The 20344-nt window shown below is 74.7% G+C and carries 15 protein-coding genes; 4 read left to right on the plus strand and 11 right to left on the minus strand.

Features of this window, described 5'->3' with window-relative positions; genetic code table 11:
• Nucleotides 1-26 precede the first annotated feature (26 nt).
• The 3 genes from ABQ292_RS04520 to ABQ292_RS04530 are packed head-to-tail and all read right to left on the minus strand — an operon-like array spanning nucleotide 27 to nucleotide 3540.
• Entirely contained in the window at nucleotides 27-1262 is a 1236-nt protein-coding gene (locus ABQ292_RS04520; protein ID WP_369203667.1) for a CPBP family intramembrane glutamic endopeptidase, read from the minus strand.
• On the minus strand, nucleotides 1259-2728 hold the full coding sequence (gene gltX / locus ABQ292_RS04525) for a glutamate--tRNA ligase (RefSeq protein ID WP_369203669.1): 1470 nt from the start codon (nucleotides 2726-2728) through the stop codon (nucleotides 1259-1261). The genes ABQ292_RS04520 and gltX overlap by 4 nt, the downstream gene beginning before the upstream one ends.
• Nucleotides 2725-3540 carry a fumarylacetoacetate hydrolase family protein gene (locus ABQ292_RS04530; protein ID WP_369203671.1) on the minus strand — a complete coding sequence of 272 codons (816 nt, stop codon included), beginning with the start codon at nucleotides 3538-3540 and terminating at the stop codon, nucleotides 2725-2727. Before ABQ292_RS04530 ends, gltX begins: the two co-directional genes overlap by 4 nt.
• A 101-nt stretch (nucleotides 3541-3641) precedes the next feature.
• Here ABQ292_RS04530 and ABQ292_RS04535 point away from each other — a divergent pair, with 101 nt between their 5' ends.
• Entirely contained in the window at nucleotides 3642-4022 is a 381-nt protein-coding gene (locus ABQ292_RS04535; RefSeq protein WP_369203673.1) for a VOC family protein, read from the plus strand.
• Nucleotides 4023-4049: 27 nt separating this feature from the next.
• The gene (locus ABQ292_RS04540; protein ID WP_369203675.1) at nucleotides 4050-4379 is read left to right on the plus strand and encodes a putative quinol monooxygenase; all 330 of its coding nucleotides are present in this window, start codon (nucleotides 4050-4052) and stop codon (nucleotides 4377-4379) included.
• Between the two features lie 43 nt (nucleotides 4380-4422).
• On the opposite strand, the gene cimA is transcribed toward ABQ292_RS04540, so the two are convergent.
• The 3 genes from cimA to serA all read right to left on the minus strand — a co-directional run bounded on the left by cimA (nucleotide 4423) and on the right by serA (nucleotide 8960).
• The gene (cimA, locus tag ABQ292_RS04545) at nucleotides 4423-6015 is read right to left on the minus strand and encodes a citramalate synthase (protein ID WP_369203677.1); all 1593 of its coding nucleotides are present in this window, start codon (nucleotides 6013-6015) and stop codon (nucleotides 4423-4425) included.
• A 305-nt stretch (nucleotides 6016-6320) separates the two neighbouring features.
• A complete protein-coding gene (locus tag ABQ292_RS04550) occupies nucleotides 6321-7343 on the minus strand; it encodes a 3-isopropylmalate dehydrogenase (RefSeq protein WP_369203679.1) in 1023 nt (340 codons plus the stop codon).
• Between the two features lie 15 nt (nucleotides 7344-7358).
• Nucleotides 7359-8960, minus strand: a complete 1602-nt coding sequence (gene serA, locus ABQ292_RS04555) for a phosphoglycerate dehydrogenase (protein WP_369203681.1) — start codon at nucleotides 8958-8960, stop codon at nucleotides 7359-7361.
• Between the two features lie 190 nt (nucleotides 8961-9150).
• Between serA and ABQ292_RS04560 the strand changes: the two genes are divergently transcribed.
• Both ABQ292_RS04560 and ABQ292_RS04565 read left to right on the plus strand, forming a co-directional pair.
• Complete coding sequence (locus ABQ292_RS04560) at nucleotides 9151-10149, plus strand: hypothetical protein (protein WP_369203683.1); 999 nt, start codon at nucleotides 9151-9153, stop codon at nucleotides 10147-10149.
• Nucleotides 10150-10262: 113 nt separating this feature from the next.
• Entirely contained in the window at nucleotides 10263-10841 is a 579-nt protein-coding gene (locus tag ABQ292_RS04565) for a hypothetical protein (RefSeq protein WP_369203685.1), read from the plus strand.
• Between the two features lie 179 nt (nucleotides 10842-11020).
• On the opposite strand, the gene ilvC is transcribed toward ABQ292_RS04565, so the two are convergent.
• From ilvC to ABQ292_RS04590, 5 genes are all read right to left on the minus strand, one after another.
• Nucleotides 11021-12049 carry a ketol-acid reductoisomerase gene (gene ilvC / locus ABQ292_RS04570; RefSeq protein ID WP_369203687.1) on the minus strand — a complete coding sequence of 343 codons (1029 nt, stop codon included), beginning with the start codon at nucleotides 12047-12049 and terminating at the stop codon, nucleotides 11021-11023.
• Nucleotides 12050-12140: 91 nt separating this feature from the next.
• On the minus strand, nucleotides 12141-12668 hold the full coding sequence (gene ilvN / locus ABQ292_RS04575; protein ID WP_204691206.1) for an acetolactate synthase small subunit: 528 nt from the start codon (nucleotides 12666-12668) through the stop codon (nucleotides 12141-12143).
• A gap of 91 nt (nucleotides 12669-12759) precedes the next feature.
• The gene (locus ABQ292_RS04580) at nucleotides 12760-14628 is read right to left on the minus strand and encodes an acetolactate synthase large subunit (protein WP_369203690.1); all 1869 of its coding nucleotides are present in this window, start codon (nucleotides 14626-14628) and stop codon (nucleotides 12760-12762) included.
• A gap of 247 nt (nucleotides 14629-14875) precedes the next feature.
• Nucleotides 14876-17593 (minus strand): putative bifunctional diguanylate cyclase/phosphodiesterase, encoded by a 2718-nt coding sequence (locus tag ABQ292_RS04585; protein WP_369203692.1) that lies wholly within the window; start codon nucleotides 17591-17593, stop codon nucleotides 14876-14878.
• Nucleotides 17586-20285: a putative bifunctional diguanylate cyclase/phosphodiesterase gene (locus ABQ292_RS04590; RefSeq protein WP_369203694.1), complete on the minus strand. Its 2700-nt coding sequence runs from the start codon at nucleotides 20283-20285 to the stop codon at nucleotides 17586-17588. The genes ABQ292_RS04585 and ABQ292_RS04590 overlap by 8 nt, the downstream gene beginning before the upstream one ends.
• Nucleotides 20286-20344 lie beyond the last annotated feature (59 nt).

Consider the following 20344-nt stretch of genomic DNA (forward strand, 5'->3'; position numbering starts at 1 on the left):
CATACCCGATGCGCGTGGGCAGGGTGTCACCACCCCCGGGTCCGCGGGTCGCCGGCCGGGACGCGCAGGTCCAGGGCGGGCGTGACCAGCTCGGGGCGCAGCCGCCGGCTGGAGGTCGCCACCACGGCCACGTAGGCGCCCATCGACAGCAGCGTGAGCAGCAGGGACAGCAGGCCGACGCCCGCGGGGACCTCCTCGGTGGCCACGCCGTCGCCCAGCGTCCCGGCGAGGAAGAACACCAGCACGTTGTTGACCGCGTGCAGCACGATCGCCGCCTCGAGCCCGCCGGTGAGCCACACCACGGCCGAGGCGGCCAGGCCGAAGGCGAACCGGTCGAGGAAGGTGACGACGTCGCCGGGGGCGTGCGCGGCCGAGAACAGCGCCGCGGTGAGGACGGCGGCCACCAGCGCGCCGGCCCGCGGGTCGCGGATCCACCCGGCGATCGCCTGGCTGAGGTAGCCGCGGAACACGTACTCCTCGGCGGCGGACTGGATCGGCGTGGTGAACACCACCACGAGCAGCAGCCAGAGCAGGTCGTCGACCGGGCCGGTGACCGCGCCGTCGTCGAGCAGGAACCCCAGCCCCACCGACAGGCCGATGCCGACGCCGAGGGTGGCCAGGGCCCGCAGCGTCAGGGGCAGGAACAGGCGCCAGCGCAGCCGGGCCAGCACCGACGAGGACCAGCCCGGCTGCATCCCGTGCGCGGCCACCCACAGCAGCCAGACGATGGGGATGGCGACGATCAGCGAGAGGTTGGTCAGCAGCAGCACGCCGGGGTCGACGAGGTCGAGCAGCTGCAGGTCCGGCGCGACGCCGGTGAGGAGCACCAGCAGGACGACGACGAAGGCCGCCACCCCGTAGGCGACGGCGAACAGCAGCAACCCGAGCAGCGGCCGCCACCAGGCCCAGTCCCGTGCGCGCATGGCCAGCAGGTAGGGCACCGGCTCGTCGTGCGGGGGCGTCCCGGGCGGCGGGGCCAGCCGCAGCCCCGGCGGCAGCGGCCCGGGACCGGGGTGGGGGCCGGCGACACCGTGCGGGCCCGGTTGCATCGGCACCGGCCCGAGCGGCCAGGGCACCGGGCCGGCGGGCACGCCGGCTCCCGGCGGACCGGCGGGGAGCCACGGCGCTGCCGCGCCCGGCGCTCCGGCATAGGTGCCGGGGACGCGGGGCGGGGCGGCGTAGGGGCCGGTGGGCGGCGGGCCGGTGTACGGCTCGTCCGGCCACCCCCCGGGGTGGGGGCCCGGCCACGGCGGGACGGTCACCCCGCCGCCTCCCGGGCCGCCGTCAGGCGGGTCAGCGTGCGCTCGCGGCCCAGCAGCTCGATGGACTCGTACAGCGGCGGGGAGACCGTGCGGCCGCTGACCGCCACGCGCACCGGCCCGAAGGCCTGCCGCGGCTTGCGCCCGAGGCCCTCGACCAGCGCCTCCTTGAGCGCCGTCTCGATCGCCGCGGTCGTCCACTCCCCCAGTCCCTCGAGGGCCGCCGAGGCCGCGGTCAGCACCTCGGCGTCCTCCGGGCGCAGGTTCTTGGCAGCGGCGGCGGGGTCGATGGCGACCTCGTCGGTGAACAGGAAGCCGACCAGCCCGACGACGTCGGAGAGCACCACGGTGCGCTCCTGCGCCATCGGCGCGATTGCCCGCAGCACCCGGTCCTGCTCGGGCGTGGGCGGGTCGGCGACCAGGCCGGCGCCGGCGAGGAAGGGCACGACCCGGTCGACGAACTCCTCGACCGGCAGCTGCCGCACGTGCGTGGCGTTGATCGCCTCGGCCTTCCTGACGTCGAAGCGCGCGGGGTTGGCGCTGACGCGGGTGACGTCGAAGGCCTCGGCCATCTCGGCCATCGAGAACACGTCGCGGTCCTCGGCGATCGACCAGCCCAGCAGCGCCAGGTAGTTGGCGAACCCCTCGGGCACGAAGCCGCGCTCGCGGTAGACGTCGACGTTGGACTGGGGGTCGCGCTTGGACAGCTTCTTGTTGCCCTCGCCGGTCACGTAGGGCAGGTGGCCGAAGCGCGGGGGGCCGCCGGCGACACCGACGTCCTGCAGGGCCGCGTAGAGGGCGAGCTGCCGGGGCGTGGAGGGCAGCAGGTCCTCCCCGCGCAGGACGTCGGTGATGCCCATCAGCGCGTCGTCGACGGGGTTGACGAAGGGGTAGAGCGGCACCCCGTTGGCGCGGACGACGACGAAGTCGGGCACCGACCCGGCGGCGAAGCGGACCTCGCCGCGCACCAGGTCGGTCCAGGCGAGGTCCTCGTCGGGCATCCGCAGCCGCAGCACCGGCTCGCGGCCCTCGTCGCGGAAGGCGGCCTTCTGCGCGTCGGTGAGGTACCGGTCGGCGTTGTCGTAGCCGAGCTTGGGGTCCTGCCCGGCGGCCCGCCGGCGGGCGTCGACCTCCTCGTTGGTGGAGAAGGACTCGTAGGCGTGCCCGGCCTCGACCAGCTTCGCGGCCACCTCGCGGTAGACGTCGTGGCGCTGCGACTGCCGGTAGGGGCCGTGCGGGCCGCCGACCTCGGGGCCCTCGTCCCACTCCAGGCCCAGCCAGCGCAGGCTGTCGAGCAGGTGGCGGTAGGAGTCCTCGGAGTCGCGGGCGGCGTCGGTGTCCTCGATGCGGACGACGAACGTGCCGCCGGTGTGCCGGGCGTGCGCCCAGTTGAACAGCGCGGTGCGCAGCAGGCCGACGTGCACCATCCCCGTCGGCGAGGGACAGAAGCGCGTGCGCACGTCGCTCACCGGGCGCTCCCGGCGGCGGTGGAGGTCGTGTCGGCCCCGCTGACGCCGTTGGTCAGCGAGCCCAGTCCCTCGATCGCGCACTCCACCCGCTGGCCGGGGCGGATGGGTCCGACGCCGGCGGGGGTGCCGGTGAGGACGACGTCGCCGGGCAGCAGGGTCATGACCTGCGAGATGTAGGAGACCAGCGTCGCGACGTCGAACAGCAGCTGGCTGGTGCGCCCGGACTGCCGCAGCTCGCCGTCGACGGTGCAGGTGATCGCCAGGTCGGCCGGGTCCTTGCCCAGGCCGCCCAGGTCGGTCTCGATCCAGGGGCCCAGCGGGCAGAAGGAGTCGAAGCCCTTGGCGCGGGTCCACTGCCCGTCGCTCTTCTGCATGTCCCGCTCGGTGACGTCGTTGGCGATCGTGTAGCCGAAGACGCTCGCCGGGACCTGCTCGGGGGCGATCGAGCGCGCGCCGCGGGCACCGATGACGACGGCCAGCTCGACCTCGTGGTGGACGTTGGTGCTGCCGGCGGGGATGCGGATGGCGTCGCCCGGGCCGATGACCGACGTCGAGGGCTTGAGGAACAGCAGCGGCCGCTCGGGGGCGTCCCCCGTGTTCATCTCCTTGACGTGCTCGGCGTAGTTCTTGCCGACGCAGACCACCTTGCTCGGCAGGATCGGCGAGAGCAGCCGGACGTCGGCCTGCGGGAAGCGCTGACCGGTGAAGGAGATGGTCCCGAACGGGTGCCCCTCGATCTGGGCGACCTGGCCGTCGCCGTCGAGGACACCGAAGGACATGCCGGAGGGCGAGGCGAAGCGGACGATGCGCACGTCGTCGAGGCTACTGACCGGCCGGAGGCCGGGCTCCGCTGCTTCCCGGCGTCCTCCCGGCCGTGCTGCCCGACCGCCGGGATCCCCCTACGGTCGGGAGCGTGGCCGCCCGCTTCAGTGAGCTCGTGATCGACAGCCGCGACCCCGAGGCGCTGGCCGCGTGGTGGGCCGAGGTCCTCGGCTACGGGGTGCTGGGCCGCGACGAGGACGGGGCGGTGGAGATCGGCCCGGAGGCCGGCTTCGGCGGTCCCGCGCCGACGCTGGTGTTCGCGCCGGTGTCCGACCCCTCCCCCGGCAAGCCGCGGCTGCACCTGGACCTCAACGCCACCGACCGCGACCAGGACGCCGAGCTGCGGCGGCTGCTGGACCTGGGCGCCACGCCCGCTGACGTGGGCCAGACCGGCGAGGAGAGCTGGCACGTGCTGGCCGACCCCGAGGGGAACCCGTTCTGCCTGCTGCGGAGTCGGCTCGACCCGCTCTGACCCCCACCTGACCGCCGAGGAGGCACCGTGATCCTGATCGTCATCAAGTTCCCCGTCCGCCCCGACCGCATCGACGAGTTCCGGACCCACGCCGACGAGTACGCGCGGGCGGTGAACGCCGAGGAGGGCAGCCTGTTCTTCGAGTGGTCCCGCAGCGTCGAGGACCCGAACACGTTCGTCTGCATCGAGGGCTTCCGCGACTCCGACGCCGGCGCCTCGCACGTGGCCACCCCGCACGCGAAGGCCGCGTTCGACTGGATGTCGGACCTGGTCGCCGAGCAGCCGCAGATCATCTACGTCGACGCACCCGAGGTCAGCGGCTTCGGCCCGATGGGCGAGGTCCGGCCGAGGACCTGAGCGACACCGGCGACGATCAGGAGATCTGATCGTGGCGGCGCCCCTACCGGCAGCGGACGGCGTAGGTGAGGGCGTCGACCAGGGCGTGCCAGGAGGCCTCGACGATGTTGTCGTGGACGCCCACGGTGGTCCACTCGCCGACGCCGTCGGTGGTGTCGACGAGCACCCGGGTCGTGGCGCTGGAGCCGCCCTTCCAGCCGAGGATGCGGACCTTGTAGTCGGCCAGCGAGACGTCGGCGAGCTGCGGGTGGCGGCTGACCAGGGCCTGGCGCAGCGCGTTGTCGAGCGCGTTGACCGGGCCGTTGCCCTCCCCGGTGCTGATGACCCGCTCGACCGTGCCGTCGGCGTTGGGCAGCAGCACCTTCACCGTCGCCTCGCTGACGACGACGCCGTTGCCCCAGTGCTCGACCGTCGTCCGGTAGCTCTCCAGCTCGAAGAGCGGGTCGGGGGCGCCGGGCAGCGAGGCGCGCAGCAGCAGCTCGAACGAGGCGTCGGCGGCCTCGAACGACCAGCCGTCGGCCTCGAGCACCTTGACCCGGTCGACCACCCGTCCGACGACGTCGGCGTGCCCGTCGAGGTCGACGCCGAGCTCGCGGCCCTTGAGCTCCACCGAGGCGCGGCCGGCCATCTCGGTGACCAGGATGCGCATGTCGTTGCCGACGAGCGCCGGGTCGAGGTGGTTGTACAGCTCGGGGCTGACCTTGATCGCGCTGGCGTGCAGCCCCGCCTTGTGCGCGAACGCCGAGGCGCCGACGAAGGGCTGGTGGTCGTCGGGGGCGATGTTGGCCAGCTCGGCGATCGCGTGGCTGACCCGCTGCAGCTCGCCCAGGCACTCTGCGGGCACGACCGGCAGGCCCATCTTGGTGACCAGGTTGGCGACCAGTGCGAAGGTGTCGGCGTTGCCGGCCCGTTCGCCGTAGCCGTTGGCGGTGCCCTGGACGTGGGTCACCCCGGCTTCGACGGCGGCCAGCGAGTTGGCGACGGCGCAGCCGGTGTCGTCCTGGCAGTGGATGCCCAGCCTGCCGCTCACCCGGGCGTGCACGTCGGCCACCACCCGGCCCACGCCCATCGGCAGCATCCCGCCGTTGGTGTCGCACAGGACGCCGACCTCCGCGCCGGCGGCGAAGGCGGCCTCGAGCACCCGCACGCCGTAGTCGGGGTCGGCGGCATACCCGTCGAAGAAGTGCTCGCAGTCGAGGAACACCCGCCGGCCGTGCGCGACCAGGTGGGCCACGGTGTCGCCGACCATCGCGAGGTTCTCCTCGAGCGTCGTCCGCAGTGCGTCGCGCACGTGCCGGACGTCGGACTTCGCGACCAGGCAGACCACCGGCGTCTCGGCGTCCAGCAGGGCCTGCACCTGCGGGTCGTCCGCCACCCGCACCCCGGCCCGGCGGGTGGCGCCGAAGGCGACCAGCACCGCGTGCCGCAGCTTGAGCTCGGTGCGGGCGCGGGCGAAGAACTCGGTGTCCTTGGGCAGCGCCCCCGGCCAGCCGCCCTCGATGTAACCGACACCGATCTCGTCGAGCAGCCGGGCGACGGCCAGCTTGTCGGCGACCGAGAAGCTGATCCCCTCGCGCTGGGCGCCGTCGCGCAGCGTGGTGTCGAAGACGTCGAAGGTGCGAGGCGGTGTGGGCACGGTGTCCTCCGGGAGACGGCAGCTGCCCCGAACACGAAGAAGACCCCCCGGGTACGGGAGGTCTGCGCGCAGTCGGGGAGGTGACTGCGCGCTACGTGGTGATGATGACGGGGGCGGTGCTGGACATCGCGTCGAGTAAAGCACGCACCCCGCCCTCCCCGCCCCGCACGGCCGGGGTCGGGCCGGGGTCGGGGTCGGGGTCGGCCACCCTCCAGGGCCCACGCCGAGCTCGCGAGAGAGAGGACCCCTTGCCCCCCACCGCGCCAGCTCGCGGCGGGACCCTGCAACGGGTCGGGTCCCTTCCTTCAGCCGCCGGCGAGGGCGGCCAGGCGGTCGCCGACCTCGGTCGTCCGCACCGGGCCACGCGGGTCGCGGGTGGACAGGTCGAACGCCACGGCGGCGTTGATCTTGCGTGCCTGGTCGGCCCGGCCGAGGTGCTCGAGCAGCAGGGCGACCGACAGGACCGTCGCCGTCGGGTCGGCGATCCCCTGCCCGGCGATGTCGGGGGCCGAGCCGTGCACCGGCTCGAACATGCTCGGGTGGGCGCCCGACGCGTCGAGGTTGCCGCTGGCGGCGAGCCCGATGCCCCCGGTGACCGCCGCGGCGACGTCGGTGACGATGTCGCCGAAGAGGTTGTCGGTGACGATGACGTCGTAGCGCCCCGGGTCGGTGATGAAGAACATCGACGCCGCGTCGACGTGCTGGTAGGCGACGGTGACCTCGGGGAACTCCGCGCCCACCTCCTCCACCGTGCGCGACCACAGCGACCCGGCGTGGGTGAGCACGTTCGTCTTGTGGATCAGCGTCAGGTGTCGGCGCGGACGCGCCTGCGACCGCTCGAAGGCGTACCGGACGACGCGCTCGACGCCGAAGGCGGTGTTGAGGCTGACCTCGGTGGCCACCTCCTGCGGGGTGTCGCGGCGCAGGACGCCCCCGTTGCCGGTGTACGGGCCCTCGGTGCCCTCCCGGACGCAGAGCATGTCGATCTCGCCCGGGTCGGCCAACGGGCTGCGCACGCCGTCGAACAGCTTCGCCGGGCGCAGGTTGACGTGGTGGTCGAGCTCGAAGCGCAGCCGCAGCAGCAGCCCGCGCTCCAGGATCCCCGGCGGGACGCCGGGGTCGCCGATGGCGCCGAGCAGGATCGCGTCGTGCTGGCGCAGCTCGTCGAGCACCGTGTCCGGCAGCAGCTCGCCGGTCCGCTGCCAGCGGGCGGCGCCCAGGTCGTACGGCGTCGTCTCGAGGTCCGGGGCGATCCCGCCCAGGACCTTGAGGCCCTCGGCCACCACCTCGGGGCCGATGCCGTCTCCCGCGATCACTGCCAGGCGCATGGCGACGACCCTAGGTCAGCGCGGGTCGAGGTCGGCCGAGCGGGCCTCGCGGGCCCCGATCCGGCCGGCGATGTCACCGAGCAACTCGGTGCTGACCGGGCTGTCGACGGTCACCGCCATGAGCGCCTCGCCGCCGCGGGTGGTCCGGCTGACCTGCGCGCCGGCGATGTTGACGCCCGCCTCCCCCAGCGTTGCGCCGACGGCGCCGACGACGCCCGGGCGGTCGGTGTAGACGAAGAAGAGCAGGTGGCCGGACAGGTCGAGGTCCATGTCGAAGCCGTCGACCTCGACCAGCTTGGGCACCTGGTTCTTGCCGAAGAGCGTGCCCGAGACGGCCACCTCGCGGCCGTCGGCCATGGCGCCGCGCACCCGGACGAGGTTGCGGTAGTCGGGGCTCTCGAGGTCGCTGGTCAGCGTGACGTCGAGGCCGCGCTGCTCGGCCAGCAGCGGCGCGTTGACGTAGGTGACCTGCTCCTCGACGACGTCGGAGAACACGCCCTTGAGGACGGCCAGCTGCAGCACCGAGTCGTCGAACTCGGCGAGCTTGCCGCGGACCTCGACCGTGACCGACTGGGCCAGGCCGCCGGCCACGGCGGTGAACACCGTCCCCAGCTTCTCGGCCAGCGGCAGGCCCGGCCGCACGTCCTCGGCGACGACCCCGCCGGCCTGGACGTTGACCGCGTCGGGCACGAAGTCCCCCTGCAGCGCCAGGCGCACCGAGTGGGCGACGGCGGTGCCGGCCTTGTCCTGCGCCTCCGTCGTCGAGGCACCCAGGTGCGGGGTGACGACGGTGTTGGGCAGCTCGAACAGCGGGCTGTCGGTGCAGGGCTCCTTGGCGTAGACGTCGAGGCCCGCGGCCCCCACCTGGCCCGAGGCCAGCGCGTCGGCCAGCGCCGCCTCGTCGACCAGCCCGCCGCGGGCGGCGTTGACGATGATGACGCCGCGCTTGGTGGTGGCCAGCTCGTCGGCGCCGATCAGCCCGAGCGTCTCGGGGGTCTTGGGCAGGTGGATGCTGATGAAGTCGGCCTCGCGCAGCAGCTCCTCCAGCGGCACCATGCGCACCCCGAGCTGGGCGGCGCGGCCGGGCTGGATGTAGGGGTCGTAGGCGATCAGCGTGGTGCCGAAGGCGGCCAGACGCTGGGCGACCAGCTGCCCGATGCGGCCCAGGCCCACCACGCCGACCACCTTGTCGGTGACCTCGACGCCCATGAACTTCGACCGCTTCCAGGTGCCCTCGCGCAGCGAGGCGTCGGCGGCCGGGATCTGCCGCGCGGCGGCCAGCAGCAGGGCGACGGCGTGCTCGGCGGCGCTGACGATGTTCGACGTCGGCGCGTTGACCACCATGACGCCGCGCTCGGTGGCCGCGGCGACGTCGACGTTGTCCAGGCCGATGCCGGCGCGGGCGACCACCTTGAGGTTCGGGCCGGCGGCCAGGGCCTCGGCATCGATCTGCGTGGCGCTGCGGATCATGACCGCGGCGGCGTCGGCGAGCGCCGGCAGGAGCGCGGACCGGTCGGCTCCGTCGACGTGACGGACCTCGACGTCGCTGCCGAGCACCTCCAGCACGCTCGGGGCGAGTTGCTCGGCGATCAGGACGACGGGCGCGCTCTCGGTCACGGGAGTACAGCCTAAGGAGGCGACCGGTGCACGCCCCCGTCAGCCCCGGCCCCGTCACCGACCGGGAACGGGACGCCCCAGCTGCCACGACACCTCGCCTGGGGGAGTGGCCTGCTTGCCCCTGCCGACACCGCCTGCGCATGCTGGCGGCGAGCGATACCGGCACCGGCCGGCGCCTGCGGAGGAGACCATGAGCAACCACGGCAACGACCAGGGCGCGGGCGGGGCCTCCCCGTACGGCCAGGGACAGTACGGGCAGGAGCCGCACGGCGAGCAGTACGGCCAGCAGGGACGGGCCTCCGGCGACCAGCCGGCCGGCGCCTCGGCCTGGGGCCAGCAGGGCCAGCAGGGCCAGCAGGGTCAGGAGGGTCAGGAGGCCGGCCGGGCGGGCCAGGAGCCGTACTCGCAGCAGGGGTACGGCGAGCAGTACGGCCAGCCCGGCTCCGCGCCGCAGTACGGGCAGCCCGGCTACGGCCAGCCGGGCTACGGCCAGCCCGGCTACGGCCAGCAGGGCTACGGCCAACCGGGGTACGGCCAGCCCGGCTACGGCCAGCAGGGCTACGGCCAGCAGGGCTACGGCCAGCCGGCGTACGGCCAGTCGGCGTATCCCCAGCCGTACGACCAGTCCGGCTCGGCCCAGCAGTACGGCCAGCAGCCCGGCTACGCCCAGCAGTACGGCCAGTACGGCTACGGGCAGCAGTACGGTCAGGGCGCCGTCCCGGCCAAGCCCGGAGGGGTGGTGACCGCGGCCGTCCTCGGCTTCGTCTTCGGGGCGATCGGTGTGCTGATCAGCCTGGTCACCATCTTCGCCGGGGTCTTCGCCACCGGCGCCGGGTCGGATGACCTCGAGAGCGAGCTGCCCGGCTTCGAGTCGGTGGCCGGGGCCATCGGCGGTGTGATCCTGGTGTTCGGACTGCTGGCGCTGATCTGGACCGTGATCACGATCTGGGGCTCGGTGTGGGCCCTGACCGGACGCAGCCGGGTGATGCTGCTGGTCGGTGGCTCGATCGCCCTGGCCTTCACCCTGTTCGGGCTGATCGGCAACCTGGCCGACGCCGACACCGCCGGGGCGGGGGGCATCATCACCAGCCTGCTGTTCTTCCTGGCCGCGCTGGCGATCGTCGTCCTGCTGTCCCTGAAGCCGGCCGCCGCCTTCTTCGCCGCGCACCGCGCCCGCCGCGGGCGCTGACCGCGGTCACCGGAGGGAGTCCGCCTGCCCGGGCGGACCCCCTCGTGGTGTCCGGGGCCCATACACTCCGCCACCGGCCGCCGACCCGGCGCAACCGCAGTCCAGGAGGAACGATGACAGGTCCGAGCTTCGAGAAGGACGACGCGGCGGGCGGCCGGCCCGGGTACGGCACGCCCGGCCAGCAGCCCGGCTACGGCGCGCCCGGGCAGCCGCCGTACGGCCAGCAGCCCGGCGGTCCCGTCCCCTACGGTCAGCCGCCCGGCGGATTCGGGGGCCCCGCCCCCTACGGCGGCCCGCCCGCCGGCAAGCGGCCGACGCCGGTCACCGCCGCAGCGGTCGTCGGGATCGTGTGGGGTGCACTGGGGGCGCTGCTGTCGCTGGTCGTGATGCTCGCCGCCTTCGAGCTCGGCGCCACGGTGGTCGGCCTGCTGCTGCTCCTGTCGCTGACGCTCTACGTCGCGCTGCTCGTCGGCGGGATCAACGTCCTCCGGGGCCAGGCGCCGAAGCTGCTGCTGTACGCCAGCTACGCGCTGGTCGCGGTCGGCGTGCTCAGCTTCGTCGCCTCGCTGGTGGCCACCGGCGGGAGCGCGGCCAACGGCGTCCTGGGCATCGTCATCACCGCGGCGATCGCCGCGCTGCTGCTGCAGCCGCCGTCCAAGCAGTACTTCGCGGCCCGGGGCCAGGGCTACTGACCCTCCCCGGACGCACGACGGCCCCCGCTGCCTGCCGGCAGCGGGGGCCGATCGCCGTCAGGCCCGTCCCGGCGCCCCTGCAGGGTCCCGCCGCGGGCCTGCGAGCGGTGGGGGGCAGGCGGCCCCCCTGCAGGGTCCCGCCGCGAGCCTGCGAGCGGTGGGGGCAGGGGGGTCCTTCGTCAGCCGCGGGCGGCGGTGCCGGTGTAGTCGTCGGAGGCCGACACCCAGCTCATGAGGCCGCGCAGCTTGCGGCCGGTCTCCTCGATCGGGTGCGCCTCGGCCTCGGCGCGGCGACGCCTGAAGTCCGGGGCACCGGCGTCCTGGTCGGCGATGAACTCCGCCGCCCAGGAGCCGTCCTTGATCCGGGCCAGCACGTCCTTCATGGCGTCCTTGACGCGGGCGTCGATGATCTTCGGACCGGAGGTGTAGTCGCCGTACTCGGCGGTGTCGGACACCGACCAGCGCTGCTTGGCGATGCCGCCCTCGTACATGAGGTCGACGATCAACTTGAGCTCGTGCAGGCACTCGAAGTAGGCGATCTCGGGCTGGTACCCGGCCTCGGTGAGGGTCTCGAACCCGGCGGTGATCAGGGCGCTGGCACCACCGCAGAGGACGGCCTGCTCACCGAAGAGGTCGGTCTCGGTCTCCTCGGCGAAGGTCGTCTTGATGACGCCGGCGCGGGTGCCGCCGATGGCCTTGGCGTAGGACAGCGCCAGCGCCTGGGCCGAGCCGCTGGCGTCCTGCTCGACGGCGACCAGGCAGGGCACGCCCTTGCCGTTCTCGAACTCGCGGCGCACCAGGTGGCCGGGGCCCTTGGGGGCGACCATGGCGACGTCGACGCCGGCCGGGGGCTTGACGTAGCCGAACCGGATGTTGAATCCGTGGCCGAAGAACAGCGCGTCGCCGTCCTGCAGGTTGGGCTCGATCGACTCGGTGTACAGGCTCCGCTGGACGTGGTCCGGCGCCAGGACCATGACCAGGTCGGCCTCGGCGGCGGCCTCGGCGGGCGTGACGACCCGGAGGCCCTCGGCCTCGGCCTTGGCCCGGCTCGCCGAGCCCTCCTTGAGGCCGACGCGGACGTCGACCCCCGAGTCGCGCAGCGACAGCGCGTGGGCGTGGCCCTGGCTGCCGTAGCCGATCACGGCGACGGTCCGCCCCTGGATGATCGAGAGGTCGGCGTCGTCGTCGTAGAAGATCTCGGCGGCCATGCGGTGGTGCTCCTTCGGAGGGTAAGGACCCTCCTGCCCCCCGTTGCTCGCGAGCTCGCAACGGGACCCTGCAGGAGGGCCGATCGGTGTGCTAGGCGGTTCGGTCGACCGGGCGCAAGGTACCGGCGCCGCTCATCGAGCGCGGCCCCCGGCCCAGGGCGACGGTGCCCGACTGCGCCATCTCCTTGATCCCCAGCGGGGCCAGGACGGCGAGCAGGGCCTGCAGCTTGTCGGGGGTGCCGGTCGCCTCGAGCGTCACGGTGTCGGTGTTGACGTCGACGACGCGCGCGCGGAACAGCTCCGCCGTCTGCAGGACGGTGGTGCGCTCGGCCAGCGGCGCGCGCACCTTGACCAGCAGCAGCTCCCGCTGCACCGCCGCGCTGCCGTCCAGCTCGACGATCTTGATGACCTCGATCAGCTTGTTCAGCTGCTTGGTCACCTGCTCCAGCGGCGCGGACTCGGCGTCGACGACGATCGTCATCCGCGACAGGTCGGGGTTCTCGGTCGGGCCGACGGCCAGTGACTCGATGTTGAACGCGCGCCGGCTGAACAGCGCCGAGACGCGGGCCAGCACACCGGCCTTGTTCTCGACCAGGACCGACAGGGTGTGACGGGTCATCGCCAGGAATTCCTTTCCGGCAGCAGGTGCGGCCCCCGTCAGGGACCCGCGCCGAGCGGAGCGAGGGGTGGGGGGACGGGGGTCCTTCGACTTACACCTGGCCGTCGCCGAAGACGGGGCGCAGGTCGCGCGCGGCCAGGATGTCGTCGTTGCTGGCGCCCGCGGCGACCATCGGCCACACCTGGGCGTCGGCGCCGACGACGAAGTCGATGACCACCGGGGCGTCGGTGATCGCCATCGCCTTCTCGATGACGGCGTCGACGTCGTCCTTGGACTCGCAGCGCAGTCCGACGCAGCCCAGCGCCTCGGCCAGCGTCACGAAGTCGGGGATGCGCACCGGCTTGGGTGTCCCGTCGGGGTTCTGCGCGTGCAGCTTGGTGTTGGAGTAGCGGCCCTCGTAAAAGAGCGTCTGCCACTGCCGGACCATGCCGAGGTTGCCGTTGTTGATGACGGCGACCTTCACCGGGATGCCCTCGATGGCGCAGGTGGCCAGCTCCTGATTGGTCATCTGGAAGCAGCCGTCGCCGTCGATGGCCCAGACGGTGGTGTCCGGGCAGCCGTACTTGGCGCCCATGGCCGCGGGGACGGCGTAGCCCATCGTCCCGAGGCCGCCGCTGTTGAGCCAGGTGCCCGGCTTCTCGTACCTGATGAACTGGGCGGCCCACATCTGGTGCTGGCCGACGCCGGAGGTGTAGATCGCGTCGGGCCCGGCGATCGCCCCCAGCCGCTCGATGACGTACTGCGGGGACAGCGAGCCGTCGTCGGGCCACTCGTAGCCGAGCGGGTAGCGCGAGCGCCAGTCGTCGAGCTGCGCCCACCAGGCGGTGAGGTCGGGCGTGCGGCCGGTCCGGTGCTCGGCCTGCAGCGCGGTGACCAGCTCGCCGATCGTCTCCTTGGCGTCGCCCACGATCGGGACGTCGGCCTTGCGGTTCTTGCCGATCTCGGCCGGGTCGATGTCGGCGTGCACGACCAGGGCACCGGGCGCGAACGACGAGAGCTCACCGGTCACGCGGTCGTCGAAGCGGGCGCCGAGGGCGACGAGCAGGTCGGCCTTCTGCAGGGCGGTGACCGCGGTGACGTTGCCGTGCATGCCCGGCATGCCGAGGTTCTGCGGGTGGCTGTCGGGGAAGGCCCCCCGCGCCATGAGGGTGGTGACGACGGGGGCCCCGGTGAGCTCGGCCAGCTCGGCGAGCTCCGCGGTGGCCGCGGCCTTGAGCACACCGCCGCCGACGTAGAGGACCGGACGGCGGGCAGCGGCGATCAGCGCCGCCGCCTCGCGGACCTGTTTGCCGTGCGGGCGGGTGGTCGGCTTGTAGCCGGGCAGCTCCATCCGCGGCGGCCAGGTGAAGTCGGTGGTGGCCTGCAGGGCGTCCTTGGAGATGTCGACCAGCACGGGGCCGGGCCGGCCGGTGGCGGCCAGGTGGAAGGCCTCGGCGATGCGCTGCGGGATCTGCGCGGCGTCGGTCACCAGGAAGTTGTGCTTGGTGATCGGCATCGTGATGCCGCGGATGTCGGCCTCCTGGAAGGCGTCGGTCCCGATCGCGTGGCTGGGCACCTGGCCGGTGATGGCGACCATCGGGACCGAGTCCATGTAGGCGTCGGCCAGCGGGGTGACCAGGTTGGTCGCGCCCGGGCCGGAGGTGGCCATGCAGACGCCGACCCGCCCGGTGGCCTGCGCGTACCCGGTGGCCGCGTGCCCGGCGCCCTGCTCGTGGCGGACCAGGACGTGCCGCACGCGCGAGTCGAACAGCGGGTCGTAGGCCGGCAGGATCGCCCCGCCCGGGATGCCGAAGACGACCTCGACGCCGGCGGCCTCCAGCGACCGGACCAGGCTCTGCGCGCCGGTGATGCCGGTGGCGGGCTCGGCGGCGGACTCGGCGATCGAGCGGGCCGTGGTCTCGACGCCGGCGAGGGCCGCGGCGGCCTCTCGGGTGGCGGACTCGCTCGGGGTGGTCGTCATGGCGGTGAGTCTCCTGGGCCGGTCGTGCAGGTGGTCGTGTGCTGCGGGTGTCTGCTCGTGTCGAGGTGGAACTGGCAACAAAAAACCCCTCGTGCCGCGGGCACAGAGGGGTGTAGCGCGTCGGTCGGGCGACCGGCGCGCTAGGCGACTACGAGGAGCAGGCAGGCGGAGGGCACGACCACACTGTGCGCCCCCGCCGCCGGGACGTCAACCACAGCGTCCCACACAGTGGACTGTGTCGGTCGTTTCATGGGACGCGGAGCGGCTCCCCCGACGGGTGGCCGAGCAGGCCCGGGTCGAAGCCGTCGACCACCCCGGGCAGGTCGGCGGCCGGCACCGGGCGGCCGGTGAGCCAGCCCTGCAGGAAGGTGCAGCCCAGCCCGACGAGCACCTCACGCTGGGCGGCGGTCTCCACGCCCTCGGCGACGACGTCCATGCCGAGCGTGCGGCCGAGGTCGACGACGCTGCCGACCAGCGCGGCCCCGCGGGGATCGGTGTCGATGCCGGACACGAAGCCGCGGTCGAGCTTGAGCACGTCCACGGGCAGGCGGGCCAGGTAGGCCAGCGAGGAGTAGCCCTTCCCGAAGTCGTCGAGGGAGACCACGCAGCCGAGCGCCGAGAGCTCCGCGAGCTCGGCGAGCAGGCGCTCGTCGTCGTCCATGAGCACGCTCTCGGTGACCTCGATCATCAGCAGCCGCGCCGGCAGGCCGGAGCGCTCCAGCGCCCGGACGACGTCCTGTACCAGGCAGCGCGCCTGCAGGTGCCGCACGGAGATGTTGACGCCGAGCTTGAGCTCACGGCCGGTGGCCACCAGGCGGGCGTGCTCGGCGGTCGCCGTCTCGAGCACCCAGCGCTGCAGGGGCACGATCAGGCCGTCGTCCTCGGCCAGGCCGATGAACTCCTCGGGTGAGACCGGACCGAGGACCGGGTGGTCCCAGCGGACCAGCGCCTCCACCCCGATCACACGCCGCTCGGCGACGCCGACCACCGGCTGGTGGACCAGCCGCAGCCGGCCCTCGGTGATCGCGCCCGGCAGGTCGCGGGCCAGGCGGCTGCGCCGCGCCGACTCCTCGACCAGGCCCTCCCCCGACGCCCGGACGCCGTTCTTGCCCTGCGCCTTGACGGTGCGCAGCGCCAGGTCGGCCTCGCGGACGGTGGCCGAGGCGTCGATCCCGGCGACCACCTCGGCCAGCCCGACGCTGGCCGACACCCGCAGCAGCGGGCCGCTCTCCGGGTCGCCCGGGGTACCGCCGTGGCGACGGGTGCGGTCCAGCGTCGCGACCAGCCGCTCGGCCAGCGCCATCGCCTCGTCGGGCCCGGCGTCGACGACGAGCGCGAACTCGTCCCCGCCGAGGCGGGCCACCAGGTCGCCCGACCGCGCCTCGGCGCGCAGCGCGTCGGCCACCTCGCACAGCAGCCGGTCGCCGGCGTCGTGGCCGGCCACGTCGTTGACCGCCTTGAACCCGTCGAGGTCCACCAGGAGCACGCAGGCCCGCCGGCCGCGGGCGGCCCGGTCGAGGGCGCCCTCCAGCGCCGCCATGAAACGGGCACGGTTGGGCAGGCCGGTCAGGGAGTCGGTGTAGGCCAGCCGCTCCAGCTCGCGCTGGCCGGCCCGGCGCTCGGTCACGTCGCGCAGGTGCAGCACCAGCCCGTCGTCGGACCGGCGGCTGCCGGTGCGGGCCGCGCCGGAGACCTCGACGTCGCGCCACCCGCCGTCGGCGCTCCGCAGCCGGCCGGTGGCGGGCAGGCCGTCGGGGGCGCCGTCGCGCAGTGCCGCGGCGACCCGCTCCACGAGGTCGCGGTCGTCGGCGTGCAGCAGCGTCACGAGCGCGGCACCGAGGAGGTCCTCCTCCGTCCGGCCGAGCTGGTCGGCGACCGGACCGGACACCGACGTCACGCGACCGGCCGCGTCGAGGACGACGGTGACGGCGTCGCCGCTGTGCACCAGCGCGCGGAACCAGCCCTCGGTCCGCTCCAGGCGACGGGTGAGCCGCGCGGCGTCCAGCGCCCAGGACAGCGTGCGCGCCGAGGTGAGCAGCAGCAGGACGGCGGCCGCGGCGGCCTCCGGGGCCGTCACGGGGCGACCGGTGATCACCCCGGCGGTGACGGCGAGCAGGGCGGCGGTCGACGTCCCGCAGGCGAGCACCGCGCCGCGCAGCGGCAGGGCGCGACGGCCGGCGGGCAGCTCGCCCGGCCGGTCGGCCGCGGCGGCGCACAGGCCGGTGCCGAGCATGGTGAACCAGGCGAGGACGGTGACCACGTCCCAGAGCGGCCCGTCGGTGGCCGACGTGCGGCCGAGCGCACCCCCGAGCGCCACGGTGGCCATGGCGACGAAGGACGCCAGCAGCCAGGTCGCCGAGCGGCGGCGCGCCTCGGGCACCGCGGTGACGGTGACCAGGCCGACGCCGCAGAGGACCGCGCCGACGAGCGGGTACCCGGCCGCGATGAGCCCCTGGCCGGGTCCGGCGATCCGGGCGAGGAGCTCGTCGAGGACGACGCTGCCGAGCACCGCGACACCGACGGTGAGCAGGGCGCCGTCGAGCAGCACCCGCGAGCCCACCCGCCGGCCGGCCCGCGGGGGCAGCAGCAGGACGGCGACCGCGACGGCCACCGGGACCGCGAGGAGCGTGGGGAGGTCCTCGATGCCGCCGGTGGACAGGTCACGGTGCGGGCGGGCGACGGCCAGCACCTGGCCGAGCGCCAGCAGGCCGGCGGCCAGCGACATCGCCCGCCAGGGGCGGCCGGGACGGCCGGGGAGGCGGGCGGCGCCGCGGGCGAGGACGGCGGCGCCGGTGCCGGAGGCCAGCGCCAGGGCCGCGGGGACGAGCACGGCCGACTCGGGCGCGGCGGTCAGCTGCAGGGCGGTCGTGCCGGAGCCGAGCAGCACCAGCAGGGACAGCACCGCCACGACCGCGCCGGGACCGACCAGCCGCGCGCCGGCGGACCCCGTCGCCGTCTCAGGCACCGTGCACCGCCCGGACGTCCGGGGTCTCGCCCACCGCCCCGAAGGCGTCGGGCGACAGGCCGACCAGGCCCGGCCAGAGGGCGCCGGCGCCCTCGTCGAGGACGCGCAGGAGCTCGGCCAGCGGCAGCGGCCGGGACAGCAGGAAGCCCTGCGCGAAGCCCAGGCCCAGGCCGCGCAGCGCGCCGAGCTGGGCGGGGGTCTCCACGCCCTCGGCGACGACGTCGAGGCCCAGCGCCCGGCCGACGGTCACGACCGCCTGGCAGAGCGCGCGGCTCCTGCCGTCCCGGTCGACCCGGGCGACGAAGGTGCTGTCGAGCTTGAGGACGTCGATCGGCAGGCGGGTCAGGTGCACCAGCGACGAGGTCCCGGCGCCGAAGTCGTCGAGCGCCACGTGCACGCCCATGAGCCGCAGCGCCTGGATGTCGGTGACCACGAACTCGCCGTCGTCCTGCACGGTCGCCTCGGTGATCTCCAGGACCAGCCGCTGCGGGGCCAGCCCCGAGGTCGTGAGCGCCGTGGCGACGTCGTCGACCAGGCTCCGGGCGGCCACGTGCGAGGCCGAGATGTTGACGCCGAGCTGCAGCGGCACGCCACCGGACTCGGGCAGTGCGACGGCGGCCGCGGTGGCCTCCCGCAGCGCCCAGCGCTGCAGCTCGCCGATCACGCCGGCGCGCTCGGCGATCGGGACGAACTCCCGCGGGGGGACGTCGCCGAGCTCCGGGTGCCGCCAGCGCAGCAGGGCCTCCACGCCGGTGACCCGCTGCTCGTCCATCGACACGACCGGCTGGAACGCCAGCCACAGCTCGCCGCGCGCGGCGGCGCCGGGCAGGTCCGCGCGCAGCCGGTCGCGGCGGGCGGCGGCCGCGCCCAGGGTCGGCGTCCAGCGGGTGGCGCGGGACCGTCCCCCGGTGCGGGCGGCGGACACGGCCAGCTCGGCGCGGGCGGTGAGGTCGGCGACGCTCGGGCCGCGCTCGACGACGACGACGCCGACGTCGGCGGTGAGGTCGAAGACACCCGCGGGTGTGCTCACGGGCCGCTCGAGGACGGCCAGGCACCGGTCGGCGAGCCGGTCGGCGGTGTCGCCGTCGCCCGCGGCCAGCACGCCGAACGCGCCCCCGGCGATCCGGGCGACGACCTCGTCGCCGCGCACGGTCTCGCGCAGCCGCCGGCCGAGCTCGACCAGGACGTCGGCCACCACCTCGCGGCCGGCGTGCTCCCGGACCTCGGCCAGCCCGGAGACCTCGACGACCAGCAGCGCCTCGCCCGGGTCGGTGCCGGCGCGGTCGGCGGCCCGGGCCAGCGCGGTGTCCCAGCCGGCCCGGTTGGGCAGGCCGGTGAGGGGGTCGGTGAAGGCGACCTCGGCGAGCGCCCGTTCGCGGGCCTCCCGCCCGGTCACGTCGCGGCAGTGCAGCACGACCGAGCCGACGGCGGCGTCCCCGCGCAGGTCGGCGACGCTGGCCTCCAGGCAGCGCCGCTCGCCGGCGGCGTCGCGCACGTGCAGGGTCAGCAGGCCGGTGTCGGTGCCGGCACCGGCACCGGCACCGGCGGCGAGGACCCGCCGGAGCTCCGCGGCGTCCCCGGCGTCGACGGTCCCGGCCGCGGCGGCACCGGGGGTCGCGGCCAGCAGGTCACGGCCGGCGAGCTCGGCCGGCGTGCTGCCCAGGAGGGCGGCCATCGCCGGCGAGGTCCAGCCGACGCGCAGCCGGGCGTCGAGGACCAGCACGGCCTCGCGGGTGGAGGAGGCCAGGCTGCGGAAGTAGGCCTCGTCGCGGCGCAGCCGGGCGCCCCGGAGGTGGTCCTCGCGGGCCCCGACCCAGCGGTGGGTGGCCGAGAGCCCCACGCACAGCAGGGCACCGGCGAGGGTCACCAGCGTCGGCGCCGTCCCCAGCGCGAAGGGGACGACGACGGTGCCCACGACGACGACCAGCGCGAGCTGCGGCAGCACCGAGCGCAGCTGCTCGGCACGCTCGCTGCCGCCGCCGGCCGGGGTCGCGGGACGGCGGCCGGGATCGAGGAACCGGGCCAGCACCAGCAGCGCCAGCCCGACGACGACGGCGACCCGGGCGACCGGGACGGCGTCGTCGGCGCCCAGCAGGGCGGCCGACGTGCCGGTGCCGCGGCCGACGCAGAGGGCCACCAGGCCGGTGAGCAGGGCCACGGCCATGCGCTGGCGGTGCGCCTCGACGGCGCCGAGCACGGTGAGGCCGGCGGCCATCGTGGCCGAGGTCGCGAGGACGGCGGCGCCGAGGACCAGTTGCGCACCCAGCGACAGCGTCGTCCAGCTGTTGCCGGGGCCGACCAGCAGCACCTGCATGACGACGAGCGCGGCGACGCCGAAGAGCGCGAGCTCGAGCAGCGTCCGCCGGCAGGTCCGCCGCAGGCCGGTGCGCCCGGCCATGCAGAGCAGCGCGACGACGGCGACGACGTAGGCGGGCACGGTCGGCAGCCAGCGCAGCACGACGGCCTCGAGGGCCGAGCCGGGGTGCGCGAGGGAACTGACCAGGGACCCGGCGACCGGGAGGAACGGGGCGACGGCGAGCAGCCGCCACGGGCGCTCGCCGGGGTCGGTCGAGCGGCTGCTCAGCCAGAGGACGACGGAGGTGAGCAACCCGGCGAGGGCGGTGACCACCTCGCCGACCGGGTCCAGCGCCGGGACGACGGCGGCCACCCCGCACGCCACTGCGGCCGGCACGGCACATGCCAGCAGCCACCTGTTCCGCCTGTCCACACCCGGGGTGTCGGCACCCGGGG

It is taken from the genome of Geodermatophilus maliterrae, from assembly GCF_041018925.1.
Lineage (GTDB): Bacteria > Actinomycetota > Actinomycetes > Mycobacteriales > Geodermatophilaceae > Geodermatophilus > Geodermatophilus maliterrae.

Bases quoted from the DNA above. Each gene is read 5' to 3' on its own strand.
- ABQ292_RS04560 (WP_369203683.1), top strand. From the start codon at position 9,151: ATGAGCAACCACGGCAACGACCAGGGCGCGGGCGGGGCCTCCCCGTAC.
- ABQ292_RS04580 (WP_369203690.1), bottom strand. From the start codon at position 14,628: ATGACGACCACCCCGAGCGAGTCCGCCACCCGAGAGGCCGCCGCGGCC.
- ilvC (WP_369203687.1), bottom strand. From the start codon at position 12,049: ATGGCCGCCGAGATCTTCTACGACGACGACGCCGACCTCTCGATCATC.
- ilvN (WP_204691206.1), bottom strand. From the start codon at position 12,668: ATGACCCGTCACACCCTGTCGGTCCTGGTCGAGAACAAGGCCGGTGTG.
- ABQ292_RS04550 (WP_369203679.1), bottom strand. From the start codon at position 7,343: ATGCGCCTGGCAGTGATCGCGGGAGACGGCATCGGCCCCGAGGTGGTG.
- ABQ292_RS04565 (WP_369203685.1), top strand. From the start codon at position 10,263: ATGACAGGTCCGAGCTTCGAGAAGGACGACGCGGCGGGCGGCCGGCCC.